Origin of the sequence: Pseudomonas sp. LJDD11, from assembly GCF_024584215.1 — a bacterium.
Classification (GTDB): domain Bacteria; phylum Pseudomonadota; class Gammaproteobacteria; order Pseudomonadales; family Pseudomonadaceae; genus Aquipseudomonas.
The window spans coordinates 26637-49973 of the sequence record NZ_JANJFL010000027.1 but is presented as its reverse complement, the minus strand read 5'-3'; the positions used below and the strand labels follow the sequence as shown (position 1 = coordinate 49973).

17 protein-coding genes are annotated in these 23337 nt (G+C 61.7%); 9 read left to right on the top strand and 8 right to left on the bottom strand.

What is annotated here, in order from left to right; genetic code table 11:
- Positions 1 to 165: 165 nt before the first annotated feature.
- Both lolD and NRB16_RS24035 read right to left on the bottom strand, forming a co-directional pair.
- On the bottom strand, positions 166 to 849 hold the full coding sequence (gene lolD / locus NRB16_RS24040; RefSeq protein ID WP_173426691.1) for a lipoprotein-releasing ABC transporter ATP-binding protein LolD: 684 nt from the start codon (positions 847 to 849) through the stop codon (positions 166 to 168).
- A gap of 7 nt (positions 850 to 856) precedes the next feature.
- Positions 857 to 2107 (bottom strand): lipoprotein-releasing ABC transporter permease subunit, encoded by a 1251-nt coding sequence (locus NRB16_RS24035; RefSeq protein WP_045490019.1) that lies wholly within the window; start codon positions 2105 to 2107, stop codon positions 857 to 859.
- Positions 2108 to 2208: 101 nt separating this feature from the next.
- Here NRB16_RS24035 and NRB16_RS24030 point away from each other — a divergent pair, with 101 nt between their 5' ends.
- Positions 2209 to 2787, top strand: a complete 579-nt coding sequence (locus tag NRB16_RS24030; RefSeq protein WP_257107091.1) for a PilZ domain-containing protein — start codon at positions 2209 to 2211, stop codon at positions 2785 to 2787.
- 70 nt (positions 2788 to 2857) lie between these two features.
- A complete protein-coding gene (locus NRB16_RS24025) occupies positions 2858 to 3580 on the top strand; it encodes a glycerophosphodiester phosphodiesterase (RefSeq protein WP_253140344.1) in 723 nt (240 codons plus the stop codon).
- Positions 3581 to 3616: 36 nt separating this feature from the next.
- Here the strand turns inward: NRB16_RS24025 and sthA are convergent, their stop codons facing one another.
- The gene (gene sthA / locus NRB16_RS24020; protein WP_045490016.1) at positions 3617 to 5011 is read right to left on the bottom strand and encodes a Si-specific NAD(P)(+) transhydrogenase; all 1395 of its coding nucleotides are present in this window, start codon (positions 5009 to 5011) and stop codon (positions 3617 to 3619) included.
- A 360-nt stretch (positions 5012 to 5371) separates the two neighbouring features.
- Here sthA and NRB16_RS24015 point away from each other — a divergent pair, with 360 nt between their 5' ends.
- Positions 5372 to 6658 (top strand): MFS transporter, encoded by a 1287-nt coding sequence (locus tag NRB16_RS24015; RefSeq protein WP_045490015.1) that lies wholly within the window; start codon positions 5372 to 5374, stop codon positions 6656 to 6658.
- Between the two features lie 128 nt (positions 6659 to 6786).
- On the opposite strand, the gene NRB16_RS24010 is transcribed toward NRB16_RS24015, so the two are convergent.
- Positions 6787 to 8250 carry a glyceraldehyde-3-phosphate dehydrogenase gene (locus NRB16_RS24010; protein ID WP_257107090.1) on the bottom strand — a complete coding sequence of 488 codons (1464 nt, stop codon included), beginning with the start codon at positions 8248 to 8250 and terminating at the stop codon, positions 6787 to 6789.
- A gap of 188 nt (positions 8251 to 8438) precedes the next feature.
- Between NRB16_RS24010 and mfd the strand changes: the two genes are divergently transcribed.
- From mfd to NRB16_RS23995, 3 genes are all read left to right on the top strand, one after another.
- Positions 8439 to 11888, top strand: a complete 3450-nt coding sequence (gene mfd, locus NRB16_RS24005; protein ID WP_045490013.1) for a transcription-repair coupling factor — start codon at positions 8439 to 8441, stop codon at positions 11886 to 11888.
- Positions 11889 to 11899: 11 nt separating this feature from the next.
- Positions 11900 to 12436 (top strand): CsiV family protein, encoded by a 537-nt coding sequence (locus NRB16_RS24000; RefSeq protein WP_253110366.1) that lies wholly within the window; start codon positions 11900 to 11902, stop codon positions 12434 to 12436.
- A 67-nt stretch (positions 12437 to 12503) separates the two neighbouring features.
- Positions 12504 to 15224, top strand: a complete 2721-nt coding sequence (locus NRB16_RS23995) for a DEAD/DEAH box helicase (protein ID WP_253140341.1) — start codon at positions 12504 to 12506, stop codon at positions 15222 to 15224.
- 144 nt (positions 15225 to 15368) lie between these two features.
- Here the strand turns inward: NRB16_RS23995 and NRB16_RS23990 are convergent, their stop codons facing one another.
- From NRB16_RS23990 to NRB16_RS23980, 3 genes are all read right to left on the bottom strand, one after another.
- Complete coding sequence (locus NRB16_RS23990) at positions 15369 to 16337, bottom strand: aldo/keto reductase (protein WP_257107089.1); 969 nt, start codon at positions 16335 to 16337, stop codon at positions 15369 to 15371.
- Between the two features lie 101 nt (positions 16338 to 16438).
- Positions 16439 to 18937 carry a DNA ligase D gene (gene ligD, locus NRB16_RS23985; protein WP_257107088.1) on the bottom strand — a complete coding sequence of 833 codons (2499 nt, stop codon included), beginning with the start codon at positions 18935 to 18937 and terminating at the stop codon, positions 16439 to 16441.
- Positions 18938 to 18956: 19 nt separating this feature from the next.
- Positions 18957 to 19856: a Ku protein gene (locus NRB16_RS23980; protein ID WP_257107087.1), complete on the bottom strand. Its 900-nt coding sequence runs from the start codon at positions 19854 to 19856 to the stop codon at positions 18957 to 18959.
- A 293-nt stretch (positions 19857 to 20149) separates the two neighbouring features.
- Here NRB16_RS23980 and ssuD point away from each other — a divergent pair, with 293 nt between their 5' ends.
- Entirely contained in the window at positions 20150 to 21292 is a 1143-nt protein-coding gene (gene ssuD, locus NRB16_RS23975) for an FMNH2-dependent alkanesulfonate monooxygenase (protein WP_045490008.1), read from the top strand.
- Between the two features lie 2 nt (positions 21293 to 21294).
- Complete coding sequence (locus tag NRB16_RS23970; RefSeq protein ID WP_373568502.1) at positions 21295 to 22386, top strand: sigma-54 interaction domain-containing protein; 1092 nt, start codon at positions 21295 to 21297, stop codon at positions 22384 to 22386.
- Between the two features lie 2 nt (positions 22387 to 22388).
- On the opposite strand, the gene NRB16_RS23965 is transcribed toward NRB16_RS23970, so the two are convergent.
- Positions 22389 to 22706, bottom strand: coding sequence for an antibiotic biosynthesis monooxygenase (locus NRB16_RS23965; protein WP_257107086.1), 318 nt, complete (start codon positions 22704 to 22706; stop codon positions 22389 to 22391).
- An 87-nt stretch (positions 22707 to 22793) separates the two neighbouring features.
- On the opposite strand from NRB16_RS23965, the gene soxR reads away from it, so the two are divergent.
- Positions 22794 to 23252, top strand: a complete 459-nt coding sequence (gene soxR, locus NRB16_RS23960; RefSeq protein ID WP_257107085.1) for a redox-sensitive transcriptional activator SoxR — start codon at positions 22794 to 22796, stop codon at positions 23250 to 23252.
- Positions 23253 to 23337: the final 85 nt, after the last annotated feature.

Below are 23337 nucleotides of genomic sequence, written 5' to 3'. Positions count from 1 at the left end.
GCACTGCCATGCAGCGTTGCCACTCCTCGCCATAGCCCTGCTATGGCTCGTCGCGGCGCCTTGCCTGGCTGCAAAAATCACTCGCCATTTATCACGCGAACTTGTGACTCACCACGCCAGGCAAAGAATCGACCCGCCACCTCAGGAGGTAGCGGGCCGGCTGAATCAGTCGGCGACCAGCCGGCCGTCTTCCAGGCGCAGGACACGGTCCATCTGCCTGGCCAGATTCAAGTCATGGGTCACCACCAGAAACGCGGTGCGCGACGCGGTGCTCAGCTCGCGCATCAGGTCCTGAATCCCCTGCCCCGTGTGATGGTCGAGGTTGCCGGTCGGCTCGTCGAGCATCACCAGACCTGGCTCGTTGACCAGTGCCCTGGCAATCGCCACGCGCTGACGCTCACCGCCAGACAGCTCGGCGGGCTTGTGCGCCAGACGATGGCTCAGGCCGACCCGCTTGAGCAACGCGGTGGCCCGATCGCGCGCCTCAGGGATCGGCGTTTTGCCGATCAGCAACGGCATGCAGACGTTCTCCAGCGCGGTGAACTCAGGCAGCAGGTGGTGAAACTGATAAACGAAGCCCAGCGCCCGGTTGCGCAGCAGGCCACGCGCTTTCTCGTTCAGCGCAGACAGCTCTTCACCGGCCAGCCAGACACTGCCCTGCGACGGTGTATCGAGACCGCCCAGCAGGTTGAGCAAGGTACTCTTGCCGGAACCCGAACTGCCTATGATCGCCACCCGTTCGCCGGGAAACAGTTCCAGTTGCAGGCCAGACAACACCACAACTGACTCCGGCCCCTCATCGTAGGACTTACCCAGGTTGCGGCAACTCAACACAGCTTTTTCAGACATGCCCGACTCACTCATAACGTAACGCCTCTGCCGGCTGGGTGCGCGCTGCGCGCCAGGCTGGATACAGGGTGGCGAGGAAACTCAGGAGCAATGCGGCGCCACACACCTGAAGCACATCCTGAGCCATCACTTGTGACGGCAGGTAGTCGATGAAGTAGACATCCGCATTGAGAAACTTGTGGCCGATCAGGCGTTCCAGACCGGCAATCGCAGCACTGACATTGAGCGCAGCCAGAATGCCCACCCCGGCACCGATCAGGGTGCCGACCACGCCGATCACGGTGCCCTGGACCATGAAGATGGCCATGATCTGCCCCGGCGTGGAACCCAGCGTACGCAGGATCGCGATATCACCCTTCTTGTCGTTGACCACCATCACCAGTGTGGAAATGATGTTGAACGCCGCCACCGCAACGATCAGCAACAGCAGCAAGCCAATCATGGATTTCTCCATGCGGATGGCCTGATACAGGTTGCCGTGAGTGCGGGTCCAGTCACGCGAGTAATACTTGCTGCCGCCAAGGTCCTGAGCGATCTGCCAGGCGCCACGCGGTGCCTCGAACAGGTCATCGAACTTCAGGCGCAGGCCCTGCACCTGATCGGGCTGCCAACGGCGCAGGCGACCCAGGTCCTCGATATTGGTCAGGCCGAGAAAACCGTCGATCTCGCCGGCACCGACATGAAAGATACCAACCACGGTAAAGCGCTTCATGCGCGGAAACAGACCGGCCGGGGTCACTGCCACTTCGGGCGCGACAAAGGTCAGCTTGTCACCGAGGCTCACACCCAGCTTGTTCGCGGCGCGGTCGCCGATGATGATGCCGAACTCACCCGGCGCCAACTGGCTGAGCGCGCCCTGACGAACGAATTGGCTGATGATCGAAACCTTGTCTTCCTGGCTCGGGTCAATACCATTGAGCAGGACTTTCTGGACCATGCCTTCGTGGCTGAGCAAGCCCTGCATCTGGGTAAACGGCGCCACCGCCTGCACGCCCGGGCTGGCGCTGACTTTGGCGGCCAGCTGCGGCCAGTCGCGGATCGGCTCGTCACCTTCGACCGTGGCATGCGGCACCATGCCCAACACGCGGGTACGCATCTCGTGATCGAAACCGTTCATGACCGACAGCACGACAATCATCACCACCACGCCAAGGGCCAGGCCGATGATCGACGTCAGGGAAATAAAGGAAACAAAATGATTACGTCGCTTGGCACGGGTGTAGCGGGTGCCGATAAAAGCAAAAAGAGGTCTGAACATTTAAGGAATTGTTCGCAGGAATGGGACATCCGTGTGGCGGGCTGCCATGTGCGGCCTTACACTCGAAACTCTCTGACCACAGCCGCAGGCACGGGTTCGCCATGTCGACATTAGATGAAGAAAGACGCCGCGAATACTACCGTATCGAAGACAGCGTCGCACTGGAAATTAACCCGCTCGACGAGGCCGCCAGCTGCACGATGCCGCGCATTACCGCGCTGTTTCAGTTGCTCAGCGAGCTGCATGTCAGCGAGTTCGAGTCCCAGCATCTGCTACGCCAGCTCGATGACCGCGACCGGGTGTTGAACGGTTTCCTCAAAGCCATGAGCAAGCGCATCGACCTGCTCGGCCAGGTCGTGGCCAATACCGCTCTGGGCGAACTGGGCACCCCGCAACCGGTACTGCTGTCTGAAGGCGGGATCCAGTTCAGTTCAGCCCAGTCCTACACGCCTGACTCACGCCTCTCGATCAAAATGGTCCTGATGCCGCAAGCGGCCGGGATGATGCTCGAAGCCCGAGTGGTGAGTTGCGTGCCCAAGGCGGATAACGCCTTCGAAATTGATACCGAATTTGTCGACCTGCCCGATGCACAGCGGCAATTGCTCGCCCGTCATGTGCTGCAACGCCAGGCCCAGCAGCGACGTCAGGCGCGGGAACAGAACACAGCGCCCGACGCATGAGCGTCGGGTCCATCAATTGTCTATTCGCGACTGAAGCGGATCGCTGCCCGGCCGCTGCTACGGAGTATTTGTGACGCTAATTTATGGCCATCGCGGCGCCAAGGGCGAAGCCCCCGAGAACACCCTTGCCAGCTTCCAACAGTGCCTGGAGCACGGCGTGCGCCGTTGCGAACTGGACCTGCACCTGTCTCGCGACGGCGAACTGATGGTTATCCATGACCCAACCCTCAAACGCACCACCGACCGGCGCGGCAAGGTTCATGAACATTTGGCCAGCGATCTGGTGACCTACGACGCTCGTCGCGGCGGTCCCGGCTGGGTCAGCCCCTGTCCGATCCCGCGCCTGGAAACCCTGTTCGAACACTGCGATTTCGATCACTGGCAACTGGAAGTCAAAAGCGCATCAAGGGTTCGCGCCGCCAATACGGTACTGGCCATCCGCGAGCTGGTGCAGCGCCACGGGCTGCTCGACAAGGTGACCATCACGTCCAGCTCACGGCAAGTGCTGCGCGCAGCACTGGAGCTGACGCCGGACATTTCTCGTGGGCTGGTAGCCGAATACGCCTGGCTCGACCCGTTGAAAGTCGCGCAAGCCTATGGCTGTGAGATTCTCGCCCTGAACTGGACGTTGTGCACCCCGGAACGCCTGCTCAAGGCTCAGCGCCAGGGGTTGCACGTGTCGGTATGGACAGTCAACGAACCGGCGCTGATGCGCCGGCTCGCCGACTTCGGCGTAGACAGCCTGATCACAGACTTTCCCGGTTTGGCCACTGCCACCCTCGGGAATCGCTGATCTCTCCGGCCGGCTCAGGCCGCCGGCCGGAGCCGCTCAAAAAAGCCGGTTGAGACCGTCGTAGGCCGCTACCCGATAGGCTTCGGCCATGGTCGGGTAGTTGAAGGTGGTATTGACGAAGTACTTCAGCGTATTGGCTTCACCTGGCTGGTTCATGATCGCCTGGCCGATGTGAACGATCTCCGAGGCCTGGTCACCGAAGCAATGCACGCCCAGCACCTCAAGGGTTTCACGGTGAAACAGGATCTTCAACATACCGACCCGCTCATCGGAGATCTGCGCACGGGCCATGCCTTTGAAAAATGCCTTGCCGACTTCATACGGCACCCGGGCTTCGGTCAGCTCAGCCTCGGTCTTGCCGATCGAACTGATCTCGGGAATCGTGTAGATGCCGGTAGGCACGTCGTTGACGTAGCGCCAACTGCCGTTATCCACCAGGCTGCCCGCCGCTGAACGCCCCTGGTCATAGGCCGCACTGGCCAGGCTCGGCCAGCCAATCACGTCACCGGCGCCATAGATATTGCTGACCTCGGTGCGGTAGTTTTCATCGACTTCGATCTGCCCGCGACCGTTGGCTTTCAGGCCGACGTTTTCCAGGCCCAGCTTGTCGGTGTTGCCAGTCCGTCCGTTGCACCACAGCAACGCGTCGGCCTTGATCTTCTTGCCGGATTTGAGGTGCAGGACCACACCGTTCTCCAGGCCTTCAACGCGCTCGTACTCTTCGTTGTGACGAACCATGACGTTGTTGTTGCTGAAGTGGTAACTCAGGCCCTGGGAGATTTCCTTGTCCAGGAAGCTCAGCAACTGATCGCGGTTGTCGACCAGCTCGACCAGCACGCCCAGACCACTGAAGATCGAGGCGTACTCGCACCCGATCACACCGGCGCCGTAAATGATCAGCTTGCGCGGGGTATGGCTGAGGCTCAGGATCGTGTCGCTGTCGTAAATTCGCTTGTGGTTGAAATCGATATCAGCCGGGCGATAAGGCCGCGAGCCGGTGGCGATGATGATCTGGTTGGCGACCAGTTTGTCGACCACGCCGTTGCTGCCGACCACGCTGACGCTGTTTTCGTCAGAGAAGCTGCCGGTGCCGAAGAACACGTCAACGCGGTTACGCGCGTAGTAGCTGGTGCGCGAGGTCACTTGCTTGGCAATCACCACCTCGGCGCTTTTCAGCACATCCGGGAAAGAGAACCAACGCGGCTCGCCAATGGCGCGAAACATCGGATTGGTGTTGAAGTGGATGATCTGCTTGACCGCGTGACGCAGTGCCTTGGAAGGGATGGTACCCAGATGGGTGCAGTTGCCACCGACCTGACGGCGGCTGTCGACCATCGCGACCTTGCGACCGGCCTTGGCAGCGTTCATTGCTGCGCCTTCGCCGGCGGGACCGGACCCCAATACCACGACATCGTAGTTGTAGACAGCCATGCGTACTCCTATAGAACAGGCCGCGCGCCGGGTTGGCGTCTGCGGCTAAATGACGCGTTGCAGTCTAGTGCTGCGCTCAAGCCGGGAACATTACCCCTTGGTCGTGACGAAGGCCACTTTTTCGTGGGTAATACATTGTTTCCGTGTGGGTAATCCTTTTTTGCCTGCTGCCCCTGCCAACCTGAACAAACCTTGAACCAGCCTTTCATTAGCTCGCTAACGGCTCTGGACAGGTTGTTTGAGGGCATTTTTACACATACTGTTACAAATAGCCCTCATCCGGGCACAGACCCGGAGTGCTGCCACGGCAGCCAGCAGACTGACCAACAACCTCAATATCCAGCCTGAAGAGTCAGAGCCATGACCACAACCACCAGCAAAGGCAAGGCGATTTTTCGCGTTGTCAGCGGCAATTTTCTCGAAATGTACGACTTCATGGTCTATGGCTTCTACGCCACGGCCATTGCCAAGACATTTTTCCCTACCGACAGCGCATTTGCCTCGCTGATGCTGTCGCTGGCCACCTTCGGCGCCGGCTTTCTGATGCGGCCGTTAGGGGCGATTTTTCTGGGTGCTTACATTGACCGCCACGGGCGCCGTAAAGGGCTGCTAATTACTCTGGGTCTGATGGCCATGGGTACGTTGCTGATCGCCTGCGTGCCCGGCTACAACAGTATCGGCCTGGCCGCGCCCTTGCTGGTTCTGCTGGGCCGCTTGTTGCAGGGCTTCTCGGCCGGCGTTGAGCTGGGCGGCGTGTCGGTTTATCTCGCGGAAATTTCAACGCCAGGCCGCAAAGGCTTCTTTGTCAGTTGGCAGTCGGCCAGCCAACAGGCTGCTGTGGTGTTTGCCGGGCTGCTGGGTGTGGCGCTGAATCACTGGTTGAGCCCTGAGCAGATGGGCGACTGGGGCTGGCGCCTGCCGTTCTTCATCGGCTGCCTGATCGTGCCGGCGCTGTTTATCATCCGTCGTTCGCTTGAGGAGTCTCCAGAGTTCGAAGCGCGCAAGCATCGCCCGACGTTGAGTGAAGTGCTGCGCTCGATCCGCCAGAACTTCGGCCTGGTATTGGCCGGCATGGCGCTGGTGGTGATGACTACCGTATCGTTCTACCTGATCACCGCCTACACCCCGACCTTCGGCAAGAACGAACTGCACCTGAGCGACCTGGAAAGCTTGCTGGTGACCGTCTGCGTCGGCGTGTCGAACTTCATCTGGCTGCCGGTGATGGGCAGCCTGTCCGACCGCATCGGGCGGCGGCCATTGCTGATCGGCGCCACCGTGCTGGCCATTCTCACCGCCTACCCTGCCCTGTCCTGGCTGGTCGCGCACCCCAGTTTTGCCAACCTGCTGACCGTCGAGCTGTGGCTGTCATTCCTGTATGGCAGTTACAACGGCGCGATGGTCGTGGCGCTGACCGAGATCATGCCCGCCGATGTACGCACCACCGGTTTCTCGCTGGCCTATAGCCTGGCCACCGCCACCTTCGGCGGCTTCACCCCGGCAGCCTGCACCTGGCTGATTCATGAACTGGGCAACAAAGCGGCACCAGGCATCTGGCTGACCGGCGCGGCGATCCTTGGCCTCATAGCCACCCTGGTGCTGTTCCGGGCCAAGAGCGCTACAAGCGGCAAGCTTCAAGCCGCAAGCTGAGCGCGCCGCCCGCACAAACTGCAGACGAAAAAAAACGGGTCGAACAATCGACCCGTTTTTTCTGGTGATGCCCGGTCAGCCCAGACAACACCCACTTGCAGCTTGCCGCTTACAACTTAAAGCTGCGTTTACGCAGGAAACGCTGGCGGGTTGACCCCGGCCATGTCTTCCATCACGCGCACCACCTGGCAGCTGTAACCGAACTCGTTGTCGTACCAGACGTACAGCACAACGCGGTTGTCGTTGGCGATGGTCGCTTCGGCGTCGACAACACCGGCGTGACGCGAGCCGACGAAGTCGGTGGAAACCACTTCCTGCGAGTTGACGTAGTCGATCTGCTTGTGCAGATCCGAATACAGCGCGGTGTCGCGCAGGTATTCGTTGATCTCTTCGCGAGTGGTGGCCTTCTCCAGGTTCAGGTTCAGGATCGCCATCGAGACGTTCGGCGTCGGCACGCGAATCGCGTTACCGGTCAGCTTGCCAGCCAGTTCCGGCAGTGCTTTGGCAGCTGCGGTGGCGGCACCGGTCTCGGTGATGACCATGTTCAGCGCGGCGCTACGGCCACGGCGCGAACCTTTGTGGAAGTTGTCGATCAGGTTCTGGTCGTTGGTGTACGAGTGAACGGTTTCAACGTGACCGTTGACGATGCCGTACTTGTCATTGACCGCCTTGAGCACCGGCACGATAGCGTTGGTGGTACAGGACGCCGCCGAGATGATCTTGTCATCGGCAGTGATCTGACCGTGGTTGATACCGTGCACGATGTTCTTGAGCTTGCCTTTGCCCGGCGCGGTCAGCACCACACGATCAACACCCGGGCAGGTCAGGTGCTGGCCCAGACCGTCGGCGTCACGCCATACACCGGTGTTGTCCACCAGCAGCGCGTCGCTGATACCGTACTGGGTGTAATCCACCTCGGTCGGGCTCTTGGCGTAGATCACCTGGATCAGGTTGCCGTTGGCGGTGATGGTGCTGTTGGCTTCATCGATGGTGATGGTGCCGTCGAACGAACCATGCACCGAGTCGCGGCGCAGCAAGCTGGCACGCTTGACCAGATCGTTCTCGGCGCCTTTGCGCACCACGATGGCGCGCAGGCGCAGGCCCAGACCACCACCGGTTTTTTCGATCAGGATACGCGCCAGCAGGCGGCCGATGCGGCCGAAACCGTACAGGACCACGTCCTTGCCCTTGGCAGGCGTAGCACTTTGCTGACCCACCACGGCGGCCAGTTCGGTACGCACGAATTCCTCGGCGCTGCGGCCGTTGCCTTCGGTCTTGAACTTGACGGCCAGACGGCCCAGGTCCACGGAAGCGGCGCCCAGCTTGAGCTCGCTCATGGCCTTGAGCAGGGGGAAAGTCTCGTGTACGGACAACTCGCTCGCATCGGCCTGGCGATGACGGGCAAAGCGGTGAGCCTTGAGAATCGCGATGACTGAACGGTTGATCAGGCTGCGGCCGTAGATCGAAGTGACCACATTGTTATTGCGGTACAGCTGGCCGAGGAGCGGGATCATCGCCTCGGCGAGGGCTTCACGATCGATCCATTCACCAAGGCACTGGTCGGGCTTCTGAGTCACGGGAACCTTCCACATGTAGGGGCTGAAAAAAGGGGCTACATTATGACCGCCCCAGTGTTTATGAGCAATGCGCGGTTGTCAGATCTTCTGGCACTACATAAATTCCATGTTTAAAAGCCCGCCGACAGCGCTGGAAAACTGACAGCCCCACTGCACCCCGTTACAATCGCCGCCTTTGTCGCCCAGCTGGAGTCCGACCGTCCGTGTCTGTTCTGCGCCTACCGCATCTGCCTGCCGCCGCCGGCAAACAACACTGGGGCAACCTGCAAGGTGCCGCCTTAAGCCTGGCCATCGCCGAAGCTGCCAGCGCCGCGCGGCGCTTTACCCTGTTGCTGACCGCTGACAGCCAGAGTGCCGAGCGTCTTGAGCAGGAGCTGAAATTCTTCGCCCCGGAGCTTGCGGTGCTGCATTTCCCGGACTGGGAAACCCTGCCCTACGACCTGTTCTCGCCGCATCAGGACATCATTTCGCAGCGGATCTCCAGCCTGTACCGCCTGCCGGAACTGGACCACGGCGTGCTGGTGGTGCCGATCACCACCGCCCTGCACCGCCTGGCCCCGACCCGATTCCTGCTGGGCAGCAGCCTGGTGCTGGATGTCGGCCAGAAGCTTGACGTCGAAGCCATGCGCACTCGGCTGGAGGCCAGCGGCTACCGCTACGTCGACACGGTTTACGAGCATGGCGAGTTCACCGTGCGCGGGGCCCTGCTGGACCTGTTCCCGATGGGCAGCAAACTGCCTTATCGGATCGACCTGTTCGACGATGAAATCGAAACCCTGCGCACCTTCGACCCGGACACCCAGCGCTCAATCGACAAGGTCGAGTCTGTGCGCCTGCTGCCGGCCAAGGAATTTCCGCTGCACAAGGATGAAGTGGTGCGCTTCAAGGCGCGCTTTCGCGAACGCTTCGATGTCGACTTTCGCCGCAGCCCGATCTTCCAGGACCTCAACAGCGGCATCACCCCGGCCGGGATCGAGTATTACATTCCGCTGTTTTTCGAAGAAACCTCGACCCTGTTCGATTACCTGCCGCAAGACACCCAGGTGTTCTCCCTGCCCGGCATCGAGCAGGCCGCCGAGAACTTCTGGAACGACGTACGCAATCGTTATGAAGAACGGCGCATCGACCCCAACCGGCCGCTGCTGCCGCCTGCCGAACTGTTCCTGCCGGTGGAAGACTGCTTTGCCCGCCTGAAGAACTGGCCGCGGGTGGTCGCCAGCCAGCAGGACATCGAAGCCGGTGCCGGTCGCGAACGTTTCCCGGCCCAGCCCTTGCCAGAGCTGGCCATCGAAGCCAAGGCCAGTCAGCCACTGGCGGCGCTGTCGAACTTCCTCGATCAGTTCCCCGGCCGGGTGCTGTTCACCGCCGAATCGGCCGGCCGCCGCGAGGTGCTGCTGGAACTGCTTGATCGCCTCAAACTGCGGCCGAAAACCGTCGAGGGCTGGCAGGATTTCGTCGCTGGCACTGAACGTTTGGCAATCACCATCGCGCCGCTGGATGAAGGCCTGGTTCTCGATGACCCGTCCCTGGCGCTGGTCGCCGAGAGCCCGCTGTTCGGTCAGCGGGTCATGCAGCGCAGGCGCCGGGAAAAACGCGCCGAGCACGGCAACGATGCGGTTATCAAGAACCTTACCGAACTGCGCGAAGGCGCGCCGGTGGTGCATATCGACCACGGGGTGGGCCGCTATCAGGGGCTGGCGACCATTGAGGTCGACAACCAGGTCGCCGAGTTCCTGACCCTGGTGTACGCCGACGACGCCAAGCTCTACGTGCCGGTGGCCAACCTGCACCTGATCGCCCGCTACACCGGCAGCGATGACGAACTGGCACCGCTGCACCGGCTGGGTTCGGAAGTCTGGCAGAAGGCCAAGCGCAAGGCGGCCGAACAGGTCCGCGACGTGGCCGCCGAACTGCTGGACATTTACGCCCGCCGCGCAGCTCGCGAAGGTTATGCCTTCGAAGACCCCAAAGCCGATTACGCGACGTTCAGCGCCGGCTTCCCGTTCGAAGAAACTCCCGACCAACAGTCGAGCATCGAGGCCGTACGCGCCGACATGCTCGCCGCCAAACCCATGGATCGCCTGGTGTGTGGCGACGTGGGCTTTGGCAAGACCGAAGTGGCCATGCGCGCTGCGTTCATTGCCGTGCATGGCGGCCGCCAGGTCGCGGTGCTGGTGCCCACCACCCTGCTCGCCCAGCAGCACTACAACAGTTTCCGCGACCGCTTCGCCGACTGGCCGGTCAAGGTCGAGGTGATGAGCCGCTTCAAATCGGCCAAGGAAGTCAACGCCGCCGTGGCCGATCTGGCCGAAGGCAAGATCGACATCGTCATCGGCACCCACAAGCTGCTCTCGGACGATGTGAAGTTCAAGAACCTGGGCCTGGTGATCATCGACGAAGAACACCGCTTCGGGGTGCGCCAGAAAGAACAGCTGAAAAACCTGCGCAGTGAAGTCGACATCCTGACCCTGACCGCCACACCGATCCCGCGCACCTTGAACATGGCAGTGTCAGGCATGCGCGACCTGTCGATCATCGCCACCCCGCCAGCCCGTCGGCTGTCGGTGCGCACCTTCGTCATGGAGCAGAACAAGCCCACGGTCAAGGAAGCGCTACTGCGTGAACTGCTGCGCGGCGGCCAGGTGTACTACCTGCACAACGACGTGAAGACCATCGAGAAATGCGCCTCCGACCTCGCTGAACTGGTGCCCGAGGCCCGCATCGGCATCGGGCACGGACAAATGCGCGAGCGTGAACTCGAACAGGTGATGAGCGACTTCTACCACAAGCGCTTCAACGTGCTGGTGGCCTCGACCATCATCGAGACCGGCATCGACGTGCCGAGCGCCAACACCATCATCATCGAGCGTGCCGACAAGTTCGGCCTGGCCCAGTTGCACCAGTTGCGCGGCCGGGTCGGGCGCAGTCACCACCAGGCCTATGCCTACCTGCTGACCCCGCCGCGCAAGCAGGTCACCCCGGATGCCGAAAAGCGTCTGGAAGCAATCGCCAATACCCAGGACCTGGGCGCCGGTTTCGTGCTGGCCACCAACGACCTGGAAATTCGCGGCGCCGGTGAACTGCTTGGCGACGGCCAGAGCGGCCAGATCCAGGCGGTGGGCTTCACTCTGTACATGGAAATGCTCGAACGTGCGGTCAAGGCCATTCGCAAAGGCGAACAGCCCAACCTCGACCAGCCGCTGGGCGGCGGCCCGGAAATCAACCTGCGAGTACCGGCACTGATTCCCGAGGACTACCTGCCCGACGTGCATGCACGGCTGATCCTCTACAAGCGCATCGCCAACGCCACCGACGAAGACGGCCTCAAGGATCTGCAGGTCGAAATGATCGACCGCTTCGGCCTGCTGCCTGAGCCGACCAAAAGTCTGGTGCGCATCACTCACCTGAAACTGGTCGCCGAGCAACTGGGGATCAGCAAGATCGACGCCGGGCCGCAGGGCGGGCGTATCGAGTTCGCGGCCAACACGCCGGTCGACCCGCTGACCCTGATCAAGCTGATTCAGGGCCAGCCCAACCGTTACAAATTCGAAGGCGCCACGCTGTTCAAATTCATGGTGCCGATGGAACGCCCTGAGGAGCGCTTCAACACCATTGAGGCGCTGCTGGAGCGCCTGACCCCGAAATCTGCCTGAAGGATGTGTTCATGCGCCTGTACCGCTCATTGATCCTGTTCACCACCGTGCTACTGGCTGCGCTGTCCCCGAGCGCCTTTGCCAATGATCAATACCTGGTCGAAGCCATCCTGTTCCGCCAACTCGGCGAGCCGGCCGCGACCCCACAACCGGCGCCCGAGCACTGGGACGCCGGCGCGCCCCGGATTGAAGCCGGCAACCAGCGCGCCACTGCACTCAACGGCCTGGCCGAAAAACTCACCGCCAGCGGCCAGTATCAGGTACTGATGCACCGCGCCTGGCAGCAACAGATCGGCGAGCAACCGAGCCGCGTGGCCGTGACCCAGGGTGATGAGCAGTTCGGTCATTTCCCGGTGCAAGGCACGCTGAGCGTGGCGATCGGCCGCTTCACCGACTACGACGCAGAATTCTGGGTCAACCGCCTCGATAGCCACGGTATTTTGCAAGGCAGCGAGCGGCTCAAGCAGAGCGCCCGGATCAAGAACGGCGAGCTGACCTTCCTCGACTACGGCAGCCTGGCCCTGCTGATCAAGGTTTCTCCACTCTGATCCGCGCAAAGCCGGGTACACTGTCCGGCTTGTTCAAAGCATCGCCACTGCAAGGCCTTACACACCGGTGTCATCGATTCTTGAAAAAGTCCTGGCCAGACCATGGACACACTTCTTCAAAGCCCAGACGCTTGAGCGCGGTCGTGACTATGCGCGACAGAAACGCATCAGCCTTGAGCAGGTCAGCGACCAGGTCGTGCGTACCCGCTGTCGTGGCAGCGGTGGCGAGCGCTACAGCCAGTCGCTGGTGCTTCAGGACCCGGCGCTGACCCCGCATTACCTGGTATGCACCTGCACCTGCCCGGTACGCAGAGACTGCAAGCACTGCGTGGCGGCGCTGCATTACCTGCAAGACCCGCACAACCGCGATGAACTGCTGCAGGCCATGCCAGCGCCAGCGCTCGCGCAGCCGAAACTGCCCGAGCGGCTGATCGATGACCTGCAACCGCGTCCGCGCCTGACCCTGGCCAGCCTCGAATTCACCGCCTTCGAACCGCGTAACGGGCGCATGCAGCGGCAGACTCATCACCGTGCGGCGTTGGCATTTGCCTACGGCAAGCACTATGCGATAGGCACCACCCATGTAAGCATCCTGACCAGCAGCCTGGGCAGCGATCTGGTCAACCAGAAAAGTGACATCCTCGAACACACCGCGACCGAAACCCTGCGCATCCGCCGCCAAGGCGAGCGCGAACGCGAGCTGCGCCAGCAACTGAGCGACATGGGCTTCAAGATCGCCACTCGACAAAGCAAGGCACTGCCTGACAGCGCCGGCGAAATGTACGAGCTGCCCGGCGAAAAAGCCTGGCTGCATTTTGTGCTCGATGACCTGCCGAAACTGCGTGAGCAAGGCTGGGAAATCGACATCCGCGACGGTTTCGGTTTCGATGTCACGCCGGTGGATGACTGGTATGCCGTGGTCGACGAGCAGCAAGACCGTAACTGGTTCGACCTGGAACTGGGGATCATCGTCAATGGCGAGCGCCTGAGCCTGCTGCCGATCCTGATCAACCTGCTGCGCAGCCACCCCGAACTGACCAGCCCCGCCGCCGTGGCCAAACGCGGCGATGAAGAACAATTGCTGGTGCAGCTCAACCACTTCACCCAGAGCGGTGGCAGCCCGGTGCAGATTGCCCTGCCCTTTGGCCGGCTCAAACCGGTGCTGGCCACGCTTGGCGACTTCTACTGGCGCGAGCCGGACAACACGCGCCTGCGCCTGAACACCGCCGACGCGGCGCGGCTGGTCGAACTCGACGAGCTGCCGCTGTCCTGGGAAGGCGGTAACCGACTGCGGCATTTCGCTGAACGCCTGGCCAATATCAAGGATGCGACCGTCAACCTGCCCGAGGGACTCAACGCCCAGTTACGCGCTTATCAGCTTGAGGGCCTGAGCTGGATGCAGTCGCTGCGCGAGCTGGAAGTCGGTGGCGTGCTGGCCGATGACATGGGCCTGGGCAAGACCCTGCAGACCCTCAGCCACTTGTTGCTGGAAAAACAGGCCGGGCGTCTTGATCGTCCGGCTCTGGCGGTGATGCCCACCAGCCTGATCGGCAACTGGCTCGACGAAGCAGCACACTTCACCCCGCAGTTGAAGGTACTGGCCCTGTACGGTGCCCAGCGCCATCAGGACCTGGCCGACCTGCAACGCTATGACCTGATCCTGACCACCTACGCGCTGCTGCCCCGCGATGTCGAGCATCTGGAAAAACTGCCCCTGCATGTACTGATTCTCGATGAAGCGCAGTACATCAAGAATCCCAAGAGCAAGGCCGCCCAGGCGGCCGGTCAGCTCAAGGCCCGACAGCGCCTGTGCCTGTCCGGCACACCGCTGGAAAACCACCTGGGGGAACTCTGGTCACTGTTTCACTTCCTGATGCCCGGCTGGCTGGGCAGCAGCAAGGAGTTCAACAGCAACTACCGCTCCGCGATCGAAAAGCATGGCAATGTTGATCGGCTCAAGCACCTGAATTCGCGGATCAAACCGTTTCTGCTGCGCCGCACCAAGGAGCAGGTTGCCACCGAGCTGCCGCCCAAGACCGAGATCATCCAGTGGGTCGAACTCAACGATGGCCAGCGCGACGTGTATGAAACCGTGCGCCTGGCGATGGACAAGAAAGTCCGGGACGAGATCGACCGCAAGGGCATGGCGCGCAGCCAGATCGTCATCCTTGAAGCGCTGCTCAAGCTGCGCCAGGTGTGTTGCGACCTGCGACTGGTCAACAACATGCCGATCAACCCGCGCCACGGCAGCTCGGCCAAACTTGCCGGGCTGATGGAAATGCTTGAGGAACTGCTCGCCGAAGGACGGCGCATCCTGCTGTTTTCGCAGTTCACCTCGATGCTCGAACTGATCGAGCAGGAGCTTGAGCAACGCAACATCGCCTATTCGCTGCTGACCGGCTCGACCCGTGACCGGCGCACGCCGATCCGCGACTTCCAGGAAGGCCGCCATCCGGTGTTCCTGATCAGCCTCAAGGCCGGCGGCACGGGCCTTAACCTCACGGCTGCCGACACCGTGATCCATTACGATCCGTGGTGGAACCCAGCGGCGGAAAATCAGGCCACCGACCGCGCTTACCGGATCGGTCAGGACAAGCCGGTGTTCGTCTACAAGATGATTGCCCGGGGTACGGTGGAAGAGAAGATCCAGCGCCTGCAGCAGGATAAATCCGCACTGGCCGCCGGTGTTCTCGATGGCCGTACCCAAGGCGACTGGAAGCTCAGCGATGACGATCTCAAGGCGCTGTTCGCGCCGTTGCCGCCAGCGCCGAAGAAGGACCGCCGCTAGGGTCAATACTGTTCGGTTAGGCGCTATATACCTCTGTGGGAGCTACCTTGGTAGCGAAGACGGCGGAATGCCGGACCACAGCCAACTGAACGCCGGCCGGCTGTTCCCACCGGTCTGACCGAACAGTATTGGCGCCAGGGCCCCTTAGATCAGGGCGATCAACTGCTGGCGCTGGGCATCGGTCAGGGTCGGGCCGAAACCTGCACCGGCGTTATCGGCCATGTATTTCGGGTTGCCGGTGCCGGGGATCACACAGGTGACCGCCGGGTGGGCGAGCAGGAACTTGAGCGCCAGTTGTGCCCAACTGCTGGCCTCCACCTGCGCCGCCCAGCCGGGCAGCGGCTTATCCTTGAGCCGCGACAACAGCCCGCCACCGCCAAACGGCCGGTTGCAGATCACCGCCACCCCACGCTCCCGGCACAGCGGCAACAGCCGGGCTTCGGCCGCGCGATCATCCAATGCATAGTTGATCTGGAGGAAATCCAGCTGTTCAGTCTTGAGCACCGCCTCGACCTGATCGTAGGCCGACGAGGTGTAGTGGCTGATGCCGACATAGCGAATCCGCCCCTGCGCTTGCCAGTCACGCAGCACCGGCAAATGGGTCTGCCAGTCGACCAGATTGTGAATCTGCATCAGGTCGATGCGCTCGGTCTGCAACAGACGCAATGATTCCTCCATCTGTGCAATGCCCTCCTTGCGGCCGCGGGTCCATACCTTGGTGGCCAGAAAAGCCGGCGAGCGCGGCTCGTGGATAGACAGCAGTTCGCCGGTGGTCTGCTCGGCCCGACCATACATGGGCGAACTGTCGATCACGGTGCCACCGGCGGCGAACAGCGCATCGAGTACGCTACGCAATTGTTTATAGGCCGGGCTTGACGTGGCGACGTCGAAGCCGCGATAGGTACCCACGCCGATCACCGGCAAAGGCTCGTTGCTTGAAGGGATTGCACGAGTCTGCATGGTGCGGTCTCCTGGAAGCTTGGCGGAAAAATCGGTGACAGGCTGCATGACCGGCTGCTGAGCACCGCTGGCCGAATCAAGGCTCAGGGCTGCGGCAGTGCCAGCGGCCAGCGCCAGCAGACGGCGACGGGTCAGGCATGAGGATGGCGTCATGCGGATTCTCCTTGTATGTGACGCACCCGCGCTGAACGCTCAGCGCCGGGCAAGCAAAACCATAAGCCTAGACCCGCACGCGGCAACCGCGAATCGTAAGCTCAATCATCAATACCCAACTGTCGCCACATCGCCTGAGTGATGCGCTGGCGATTGTGATAGCCCGCCCATGGATCTTCGTCCAGATCGCGCAAGCGCTCCGCCAGGTTGCCAACGTGCCATTGCCGGGCCGAGCTCAGGGTCGCCAGTTCATCGCGACCGACAGGCACTGACACGGGCAGGCCAGGTCGGGCGCGCACTGACCAGGCCGACACCGTAGTGCCGCCGCGGGTATTGCGCAGATAGTCAATAAAGATCCGCCCGACCCGGTTCTGTGGGCCGGCCGTAGCGCTGAAGCGTTCGGGCAACTGGCGACTCATGAATTCGGCGACCGCCTTGCCAAAGCGCTTCACCTGATCCCAACCGGTGTGCCGGGCCAGCGGCACAATAAGGTGCATGCCCTTGCCGCCGCTGGTTTTCAGAAAGGCCTGCAGGCCCAGCTCATCGAGCACCGCCAGGAGCATCTGGGTGGCCTCGATCATGCTGCACCACGGCAGCGCCGGATCGGGATCAAGATCGAAGATCAGCCGGTCCGGAGTTTCAATCCGGTCACTGGTAGCGCCCCAGGTATGCAACTCGATTCCCCCCATCTGCACCACACCGGCCAGCGCTGCCCGGTTATCGATCTGCAGCAGCGGCGCATGACCGGGGTCCAGAGACGCGTCAAGTTGAGTGATTTTCGGGATGCTCAAGCGCTGGGCATGTTTCTGGAAAAATTGCTCGCCCTCGATGCCTTGCGGGCAACGCAGCAACGCGACCGGACGTTTGCTCAGCTCAGCCAGCAGCCGGTCGGCAATGGCCAGATAGAACTGCGCCAGAACGGCCTTGCTGACGCCGCTTTGCGGATCAATGACCCGTTCAGGGTGACTGATCGCGACGCCGGCGACGCAGGCTTTAGTGGCCTGCTCTGAGGAGTCCGGCTGCGCCTCATCCACCAACGGCAGACCTGCTCGGCGGGCGACCTCACGCAGCACCTGCGCCGCCGGCTTATCGGTACGCAAGCCGATGAACGAGGCCTGACGCAAAAGCGCATCTCGGGTCCATTCGGCAAACTGCACCTCGGCGACCAGCTGCGGTTCAACCCATTGCACATCGCGGCTCAACTCACGACTGAGCGGCTTGCATAACGGCGAGCTGTCACGCTGCAATGCATCAAGCTGTTGCTTGAGCTGGCGCAGCGTCTTGCCATCAAAGCCGCTGCCGACCCGCCCGGCGTACACCAATCCTGCCGCCTTGGCATCATTGACCGCCAGCAACAACGCGCCGAAACCACTACGACTACCCTCGGGCGGTGTGTAGCCGACGATCACAAACTCCTGAGCCAGACGGCACTTGAGCTTGATCCAGTCAGCACTGCGCTTGCCCTGGTAGAGACTGCCAGCACGCTTGCCAATGACCCCTTCCAGGCCCATGGCCCTTGCACTCTCGACAATGTCGTGATGACTGGCGGCAAAGCCTGCGGAGAATCTGATCAATTTGCTGCGCTGACCTTCAAGCACCTGGGCCAGAGCCTCACGCCGCACTTGCAGCGGCTGCTTGCGCAGGTCATCGCCGTTGAGCCAAGGCGCATCGAACAGGTAGTAAACGATCTGTGCATCGCTGTGCTCATCAAATGCCCGTTGCAACGCCTGAAAATCCGGCAAGCCGTCACGATCGAGAACCACCACCTCGCCGTCGAGCCAGCTGTCTTCAAGCCCCAGCCTGGCCAGCGCCTTGGCAAGCCTTGGCATCCGTGCTGTCCAGTCATTGCCGGTACGACTCAGCAGGCGCACTTCACCGGCGTGGATGCAGGTCAGGATCCGATAGCCGTCGTACTTGATCTCATACAGCCAGTCGCCGGGCGGCGGTCGGTCCATCAGGGTGGCCAGTTGCGGGCTCAACGTGTGTACGAAGGCTGTGGGTTTTTTCGGCTGCTCAGGCCTGGCCGGCCGGGTTCGGCTGAGGGTGGCGTCACTCAAGACACTGTCGGGGCGCTCGACGGTGATATCAAATTCATCGACCGGCCGCGCCGCATCGTCGCTGCGCTTGATCAGCAGCCATTGCTTGCGATTCCCGCTGCCCTTGAGCCGGGTGCGCACTAACGCCCACTCGCCATTGAGTTTTTCCCCGATCAGGGTGAATTCCAGCTTGCCAGCTTCATACCCCTTGCGCGGATCCCCGTGCGGCTGCCAGACACCGCGATCCCAGACAATGACCTCACCGGCACCATACTGCCCTTCGGGAATACGCCCTTCAAAGCTGGCGTACGCCAGCGGGTGGTCTTCGACCTGCACTGCCAGGCGCTTGTGTGCCGGGTCCAGGCTCGGGCCTTTGGGTACCGCCCAGCTTTTCAGAGTACCGTCCAGTTCAAGACGCAAGTCGTAGTGCAAGTGACTGGCGTCGTGCTTCTGGATCGCAAAGCTCAGCGCCTCTCCAGCGGCCTTGCGCTTGCTGCGGGTGCCGGTCTCTGGCGGTTCGCGGGTGATATCGAAACGGCGCTTGCGGGTGTACTCGCTGACCATCTGGCGACTCCTTCAATCACTACCCGGCGCGGCGGCGTTTGCCAGGGCTTGCCGGTTTGGCCTCACCGGACTTGGCGGCAGGCTTGGCCGAAGCCCTGGCTGACGCCTTGGTCTTGCGCGGGCTGCTCTGGCCGGCCAAGCTCTGGCGCAGCAACTCGGTGAGGTCAATCACGTCCGCCTGTTTGCGCTCAGGATCCGGGCTTTGCCCACCCACGGCTTCCAATTTGCCGCGCTTGGCCTTGGTCTTGACCAACGCCATGATCTTGTCCTGAAACGTGTCGCGGTAGTCCTCGGGCTGCCAGTCGACACTCATGTCCTTGACCAGCTTTTTCGCCATATCCCGCTCGCCTTTACTCAGTTTGACGTCCGTCACCGCCTCGCTCAGTTGCAGCGTCTCATCCATATCACGCACCTGCTCCGGCCAACGCAGCAATACCAGCACCAGCGCCGAAGCCAACGGCATCAATGCCGCCAAATGCTCGCGGGTGTGCAGCACCACATTGGCCAAGGCCACCTTGTTGCTGGTATGCAGGGTCTCACGCAGCAAGGCGTAGACCTTTTCACCACGTTGCACCGGCGCCAGGTAATAAGGCGTATCAATGTGCTGCAAGGGAATCTGCTGGCTGTCGACAAAGCCAAAGATGTCGATGGTCTGGGTCGCCTCGGGATGGGCGGCGCGAATTTCCTCCTCGCTGAGCACCACGTAGCGGTCTTTCTGATACTCCACGCCCTTGACAATGTTTTCTGCGCTGACCTCTTTACCGGTCACCTTGTTGACCCGTTTGTAGCCCACCGGGTCCATGCTGCGCTTGTCGAGCCAGTCGAAATCCACGCCCTCGCTGCTGGTGGCTGACACCAGTGCCACCGGGATATGCACCAGACCGAAGCTGATCGCGCCCTTCCAGATTGCCCTTGCCATTGTCCTGTTCCCCACGCGTTGGTTCAGAGGTGACTGCCCGGCGAACAGCAAAGTTTCACCTGTGAGACCAACGCCCCAACTGGCTGTTGCTCCAGCAACAGTGCCCGGTTCAGTCAGTAGCCAGAAAACATTCAAAACGCCATATATTCCATATAGAGATAAAAATATGATTCCAAGATATTTTGAGGAATAAAAATACGTCCGTATAAAGACTGGGTGATCCCTGCTCTGTTGACCCACTGTCTGCCAGCCAACAGTACCCATTGGTCGACCCCAGCCTCTGAAGGACTGCTATGAACGTTTTCTGGTTTCTCCCCACCCATGGCGACGGCCACTATCTGGGCACCACCAAAGGCGCGCGCCCGGTGACGCTCAACTACCTCAAGCAAGTCGCGCAGGCGGCTGACGATCTGGGCTACTACGGGGTGCTGATTCCTACCGGCCGTTCTTGCGAAGACTCCTGGGTAGTGGCTTCGGCACTGGCCCCCTTGACCCAACGCCTGCGTTATCTGGTGGCGATTCGTCCGGGGATCATCTCGCCGACGGTCTCGGCGCGCATGGCTGCGACTCTGGACCGGTTGTCAGGCGGCCGGCTGCTGATCAATGTGGTCACCGGTGGCGACCCGGACGAGAACCGCGGCGATGGCATTCATCTGAGCCATAGCGAACGCTATGAAGTCACCGACGAATTTCTCCAGATCTGGCGCCGGGTGTTGCAGGGTGAGGCGGTGGACTTCAAGGGCAAACATCTGCATGTGGAAAATGCCAAGGCACTGTACCCACCGCTGCAACAGCCCTACCCGCCGCTGTATTTCGGTGGTTCTTCCGACGCAGCCCATGACCTGGCAGCCGAGCAGGTCGACGTATACCTGACCTGGGGTGAACCCCCCGCTGCGGTCGCCGCCAAGCTGGCCGATGTACGTGAGCGTGCAGCGCGCAAGGGGCGTACCGTGAAGTTCGGGATTCGTTTGCACGTGATTGTCCGGGAAACCAGCGAAGCGGCCTGGCAAGCCGCTGCCAGCCTGATCGAGCCGATCAGTGACGAAACCATCGCCGCCGCGCAAAAATCCTTCTCGCGTTTTGATTCCGAAGGCCAGCGGCGCATGGCGGCGCTGCACGATGGCCAGCGCGACAATCTGGAAATCGCCCCGAACCTGTGGGCCGGGGTTGGCCTGGTGCGCGGCGGCGCCGGCACCGCACTGGTCGGCAATCCACAAGAGGTGGCAGCACGGATCAAGGAATACGCCGACCTGGGCATCGACAGTTTCATTTTCTCCGGCTACCCGCACCTGGAAGAAGCCTACCGCTTCGCTGAACTGGTGTTCCCGCTGCTGCCCGAGCCCTACGCCAGCCTGGCCGGGCGTGGGGTGACCAATTTGACCGGGCCGTTCGGCGAGATGATCGCCAATGACCTGCCGCCACAGCAGGCGAAGTGAGCATGGCCGTGCCGCTGCGTGACCGTGCGCTGCCTGCGCCGCCGCTGGTGTTCGAAGACCCGTCCTCGCAGGCCTTGCTCGGGCATGTCCGCCAGGTCGCACCCAGTGACGCCAGTGTCTTGATCATCGGCGCCACCGGGACCGGCAAGGAACTGGTCGCCCGGCAGATCCACGCCCTCAGTAGCCGCAGTGCAGGACCCTTTGTAGCGGTCAACTGTGGGGCGCTGTCCGCGTCCTTGGTCGAGGCCGAGCTGTTCGGCCACGAAAAAGGCGCCTTCACCGGCGCCCACGCGGCCAAACCCGGCTGGTTCGAAGCGGCCAACGGCGGCACCTTGTTTCTCGACGAAATCGGCGACTTGCCAGTGGCCCTGCAGGTCAAGCTGCTGCGCGTCCTGCAAGAGCGCGAAGTGGTGCGGCTGGGCTCACGCAAGAGCCAGCCTATCGACGTGCGGGTGCTGGCGGCCACCAATGTGCAACTGGACCACGCCATCAGCGCCGGGCAGTTTCGTGAAGACCTGTTCTATCGGTTGAGCGTGGTGAGCCTGGTCCTGAAACCCTTGCGTGAGCGGCCACTGGACATTTTGCCGCTGGCCCGGCACTTCATCGAAAGCTACTGCCGACGCCTCGGTCATGCACCGGCACGGCTCGCCCGCGCAGCCGAACTCAAACTCAGGCAACACCCATGGCCAGGCAATATCCGCGAACTGGAAAACGTGATTCATCACAGCCTGCTGGTGTGTCGTAACGGCCTGCTCGAAGCCGACGACCTGCACCTCTCGCAGCGCCAGCTCACACCGCCAGTGAGCCCTTCGGCAAGCGAGGCAGACGGGCTGACGACCGAGCAGCTACTCGCTCAGGCCTTTGCCAAACTGTTCGAGGATCAGGCCGGCGCGCTGCATGAAAAGGTCGAAGATGCCCTGCTGCGTGCGGCCTACCGCTTCTGTCATCAAAATCAGGTGCATACCGCGAATCTGCTGGGCCTGACCCGCAATGTGACCCGCAGCCACCTGATTCGCCTGGGCGAACTGACCGTCAACAAACGCCGGGTCGGCCAGTATCGCCAAGGTGACCGGGTATTGAACCTGTCGGTCTGAAATCAAACGCGAGGCGGCACGTGGCTAAGCACCTGATAACTGCCGAAGCTCGCCGCCCGGACCCGATGCAGGCGAATCAGGACGTTGAGGTCATACACGCTGGATTCGATCGCTGACAACGCCGCCTCACAGGCCTGCCGTGATTGCCAGAGCACCTGATGCAGCACCCGCCTGCCATCTTCGCTGGCCTGCACACTCGCCCCCATGAATCCGGGGCAACTGCTGGTGTATTGCTCATCTACTTGCGCCAAGGCAGTGACCAGCGCTGATTGCTGAGTAGCTTCGACGCTGAATTCGACAAGTTGACTGTAGCCATGCATAGGCATCTCCCTGAGCGCGATGATTGCGGGTAATGGCTGCGCAGGGTAAAACCTTGAGTTAACTTTAGGTCAAGCAGGAATTTGCCCATGAACAAGCCCCCCGCCCCGGCCCAACAGCAGCTCAGTGTCGGGCAACTGGCGGCGCGCAGCGGCGTGGCGGTCACGGCGCTGCACTTTTATGAGAGCAAAGGGCTGATCAGCAGCCAGCGCAACGCCGGTAACCAGCGCCGTTATCCCCGCGAGATGCTGCGCCGTGTCGCGCTGATCAAGGTGGCCCAGCGTCTGGGCCTGCCACTGGCAAGTATCCATGCAGCTTTACAGGCACTGCCCGAGGGCCGCACGCCGACCGCTACTGACTGGCAGAAACTTTCAGAACAATGGCGCGTCGAGCTGGACGAGCGCATTCGGGGACTCACGCAATTGCGTGATCAACTCACCGGCTGCATCGGTTGCGGCTGCCTGTCGATGCAGGCCTGCCCACTGCGTAACTGGGGCGACGAACTGGGCAGCCAGGGTGCGGGGCCGCAGTTGCTGGACCAGGCATAGGTTCAATATTGTTCGGCCAGGCGCCGCAGATCCCTGTGGGCACGCGCTCGCTCGTGAACAGGCCGGTAAAGTCACCGCATCTGCT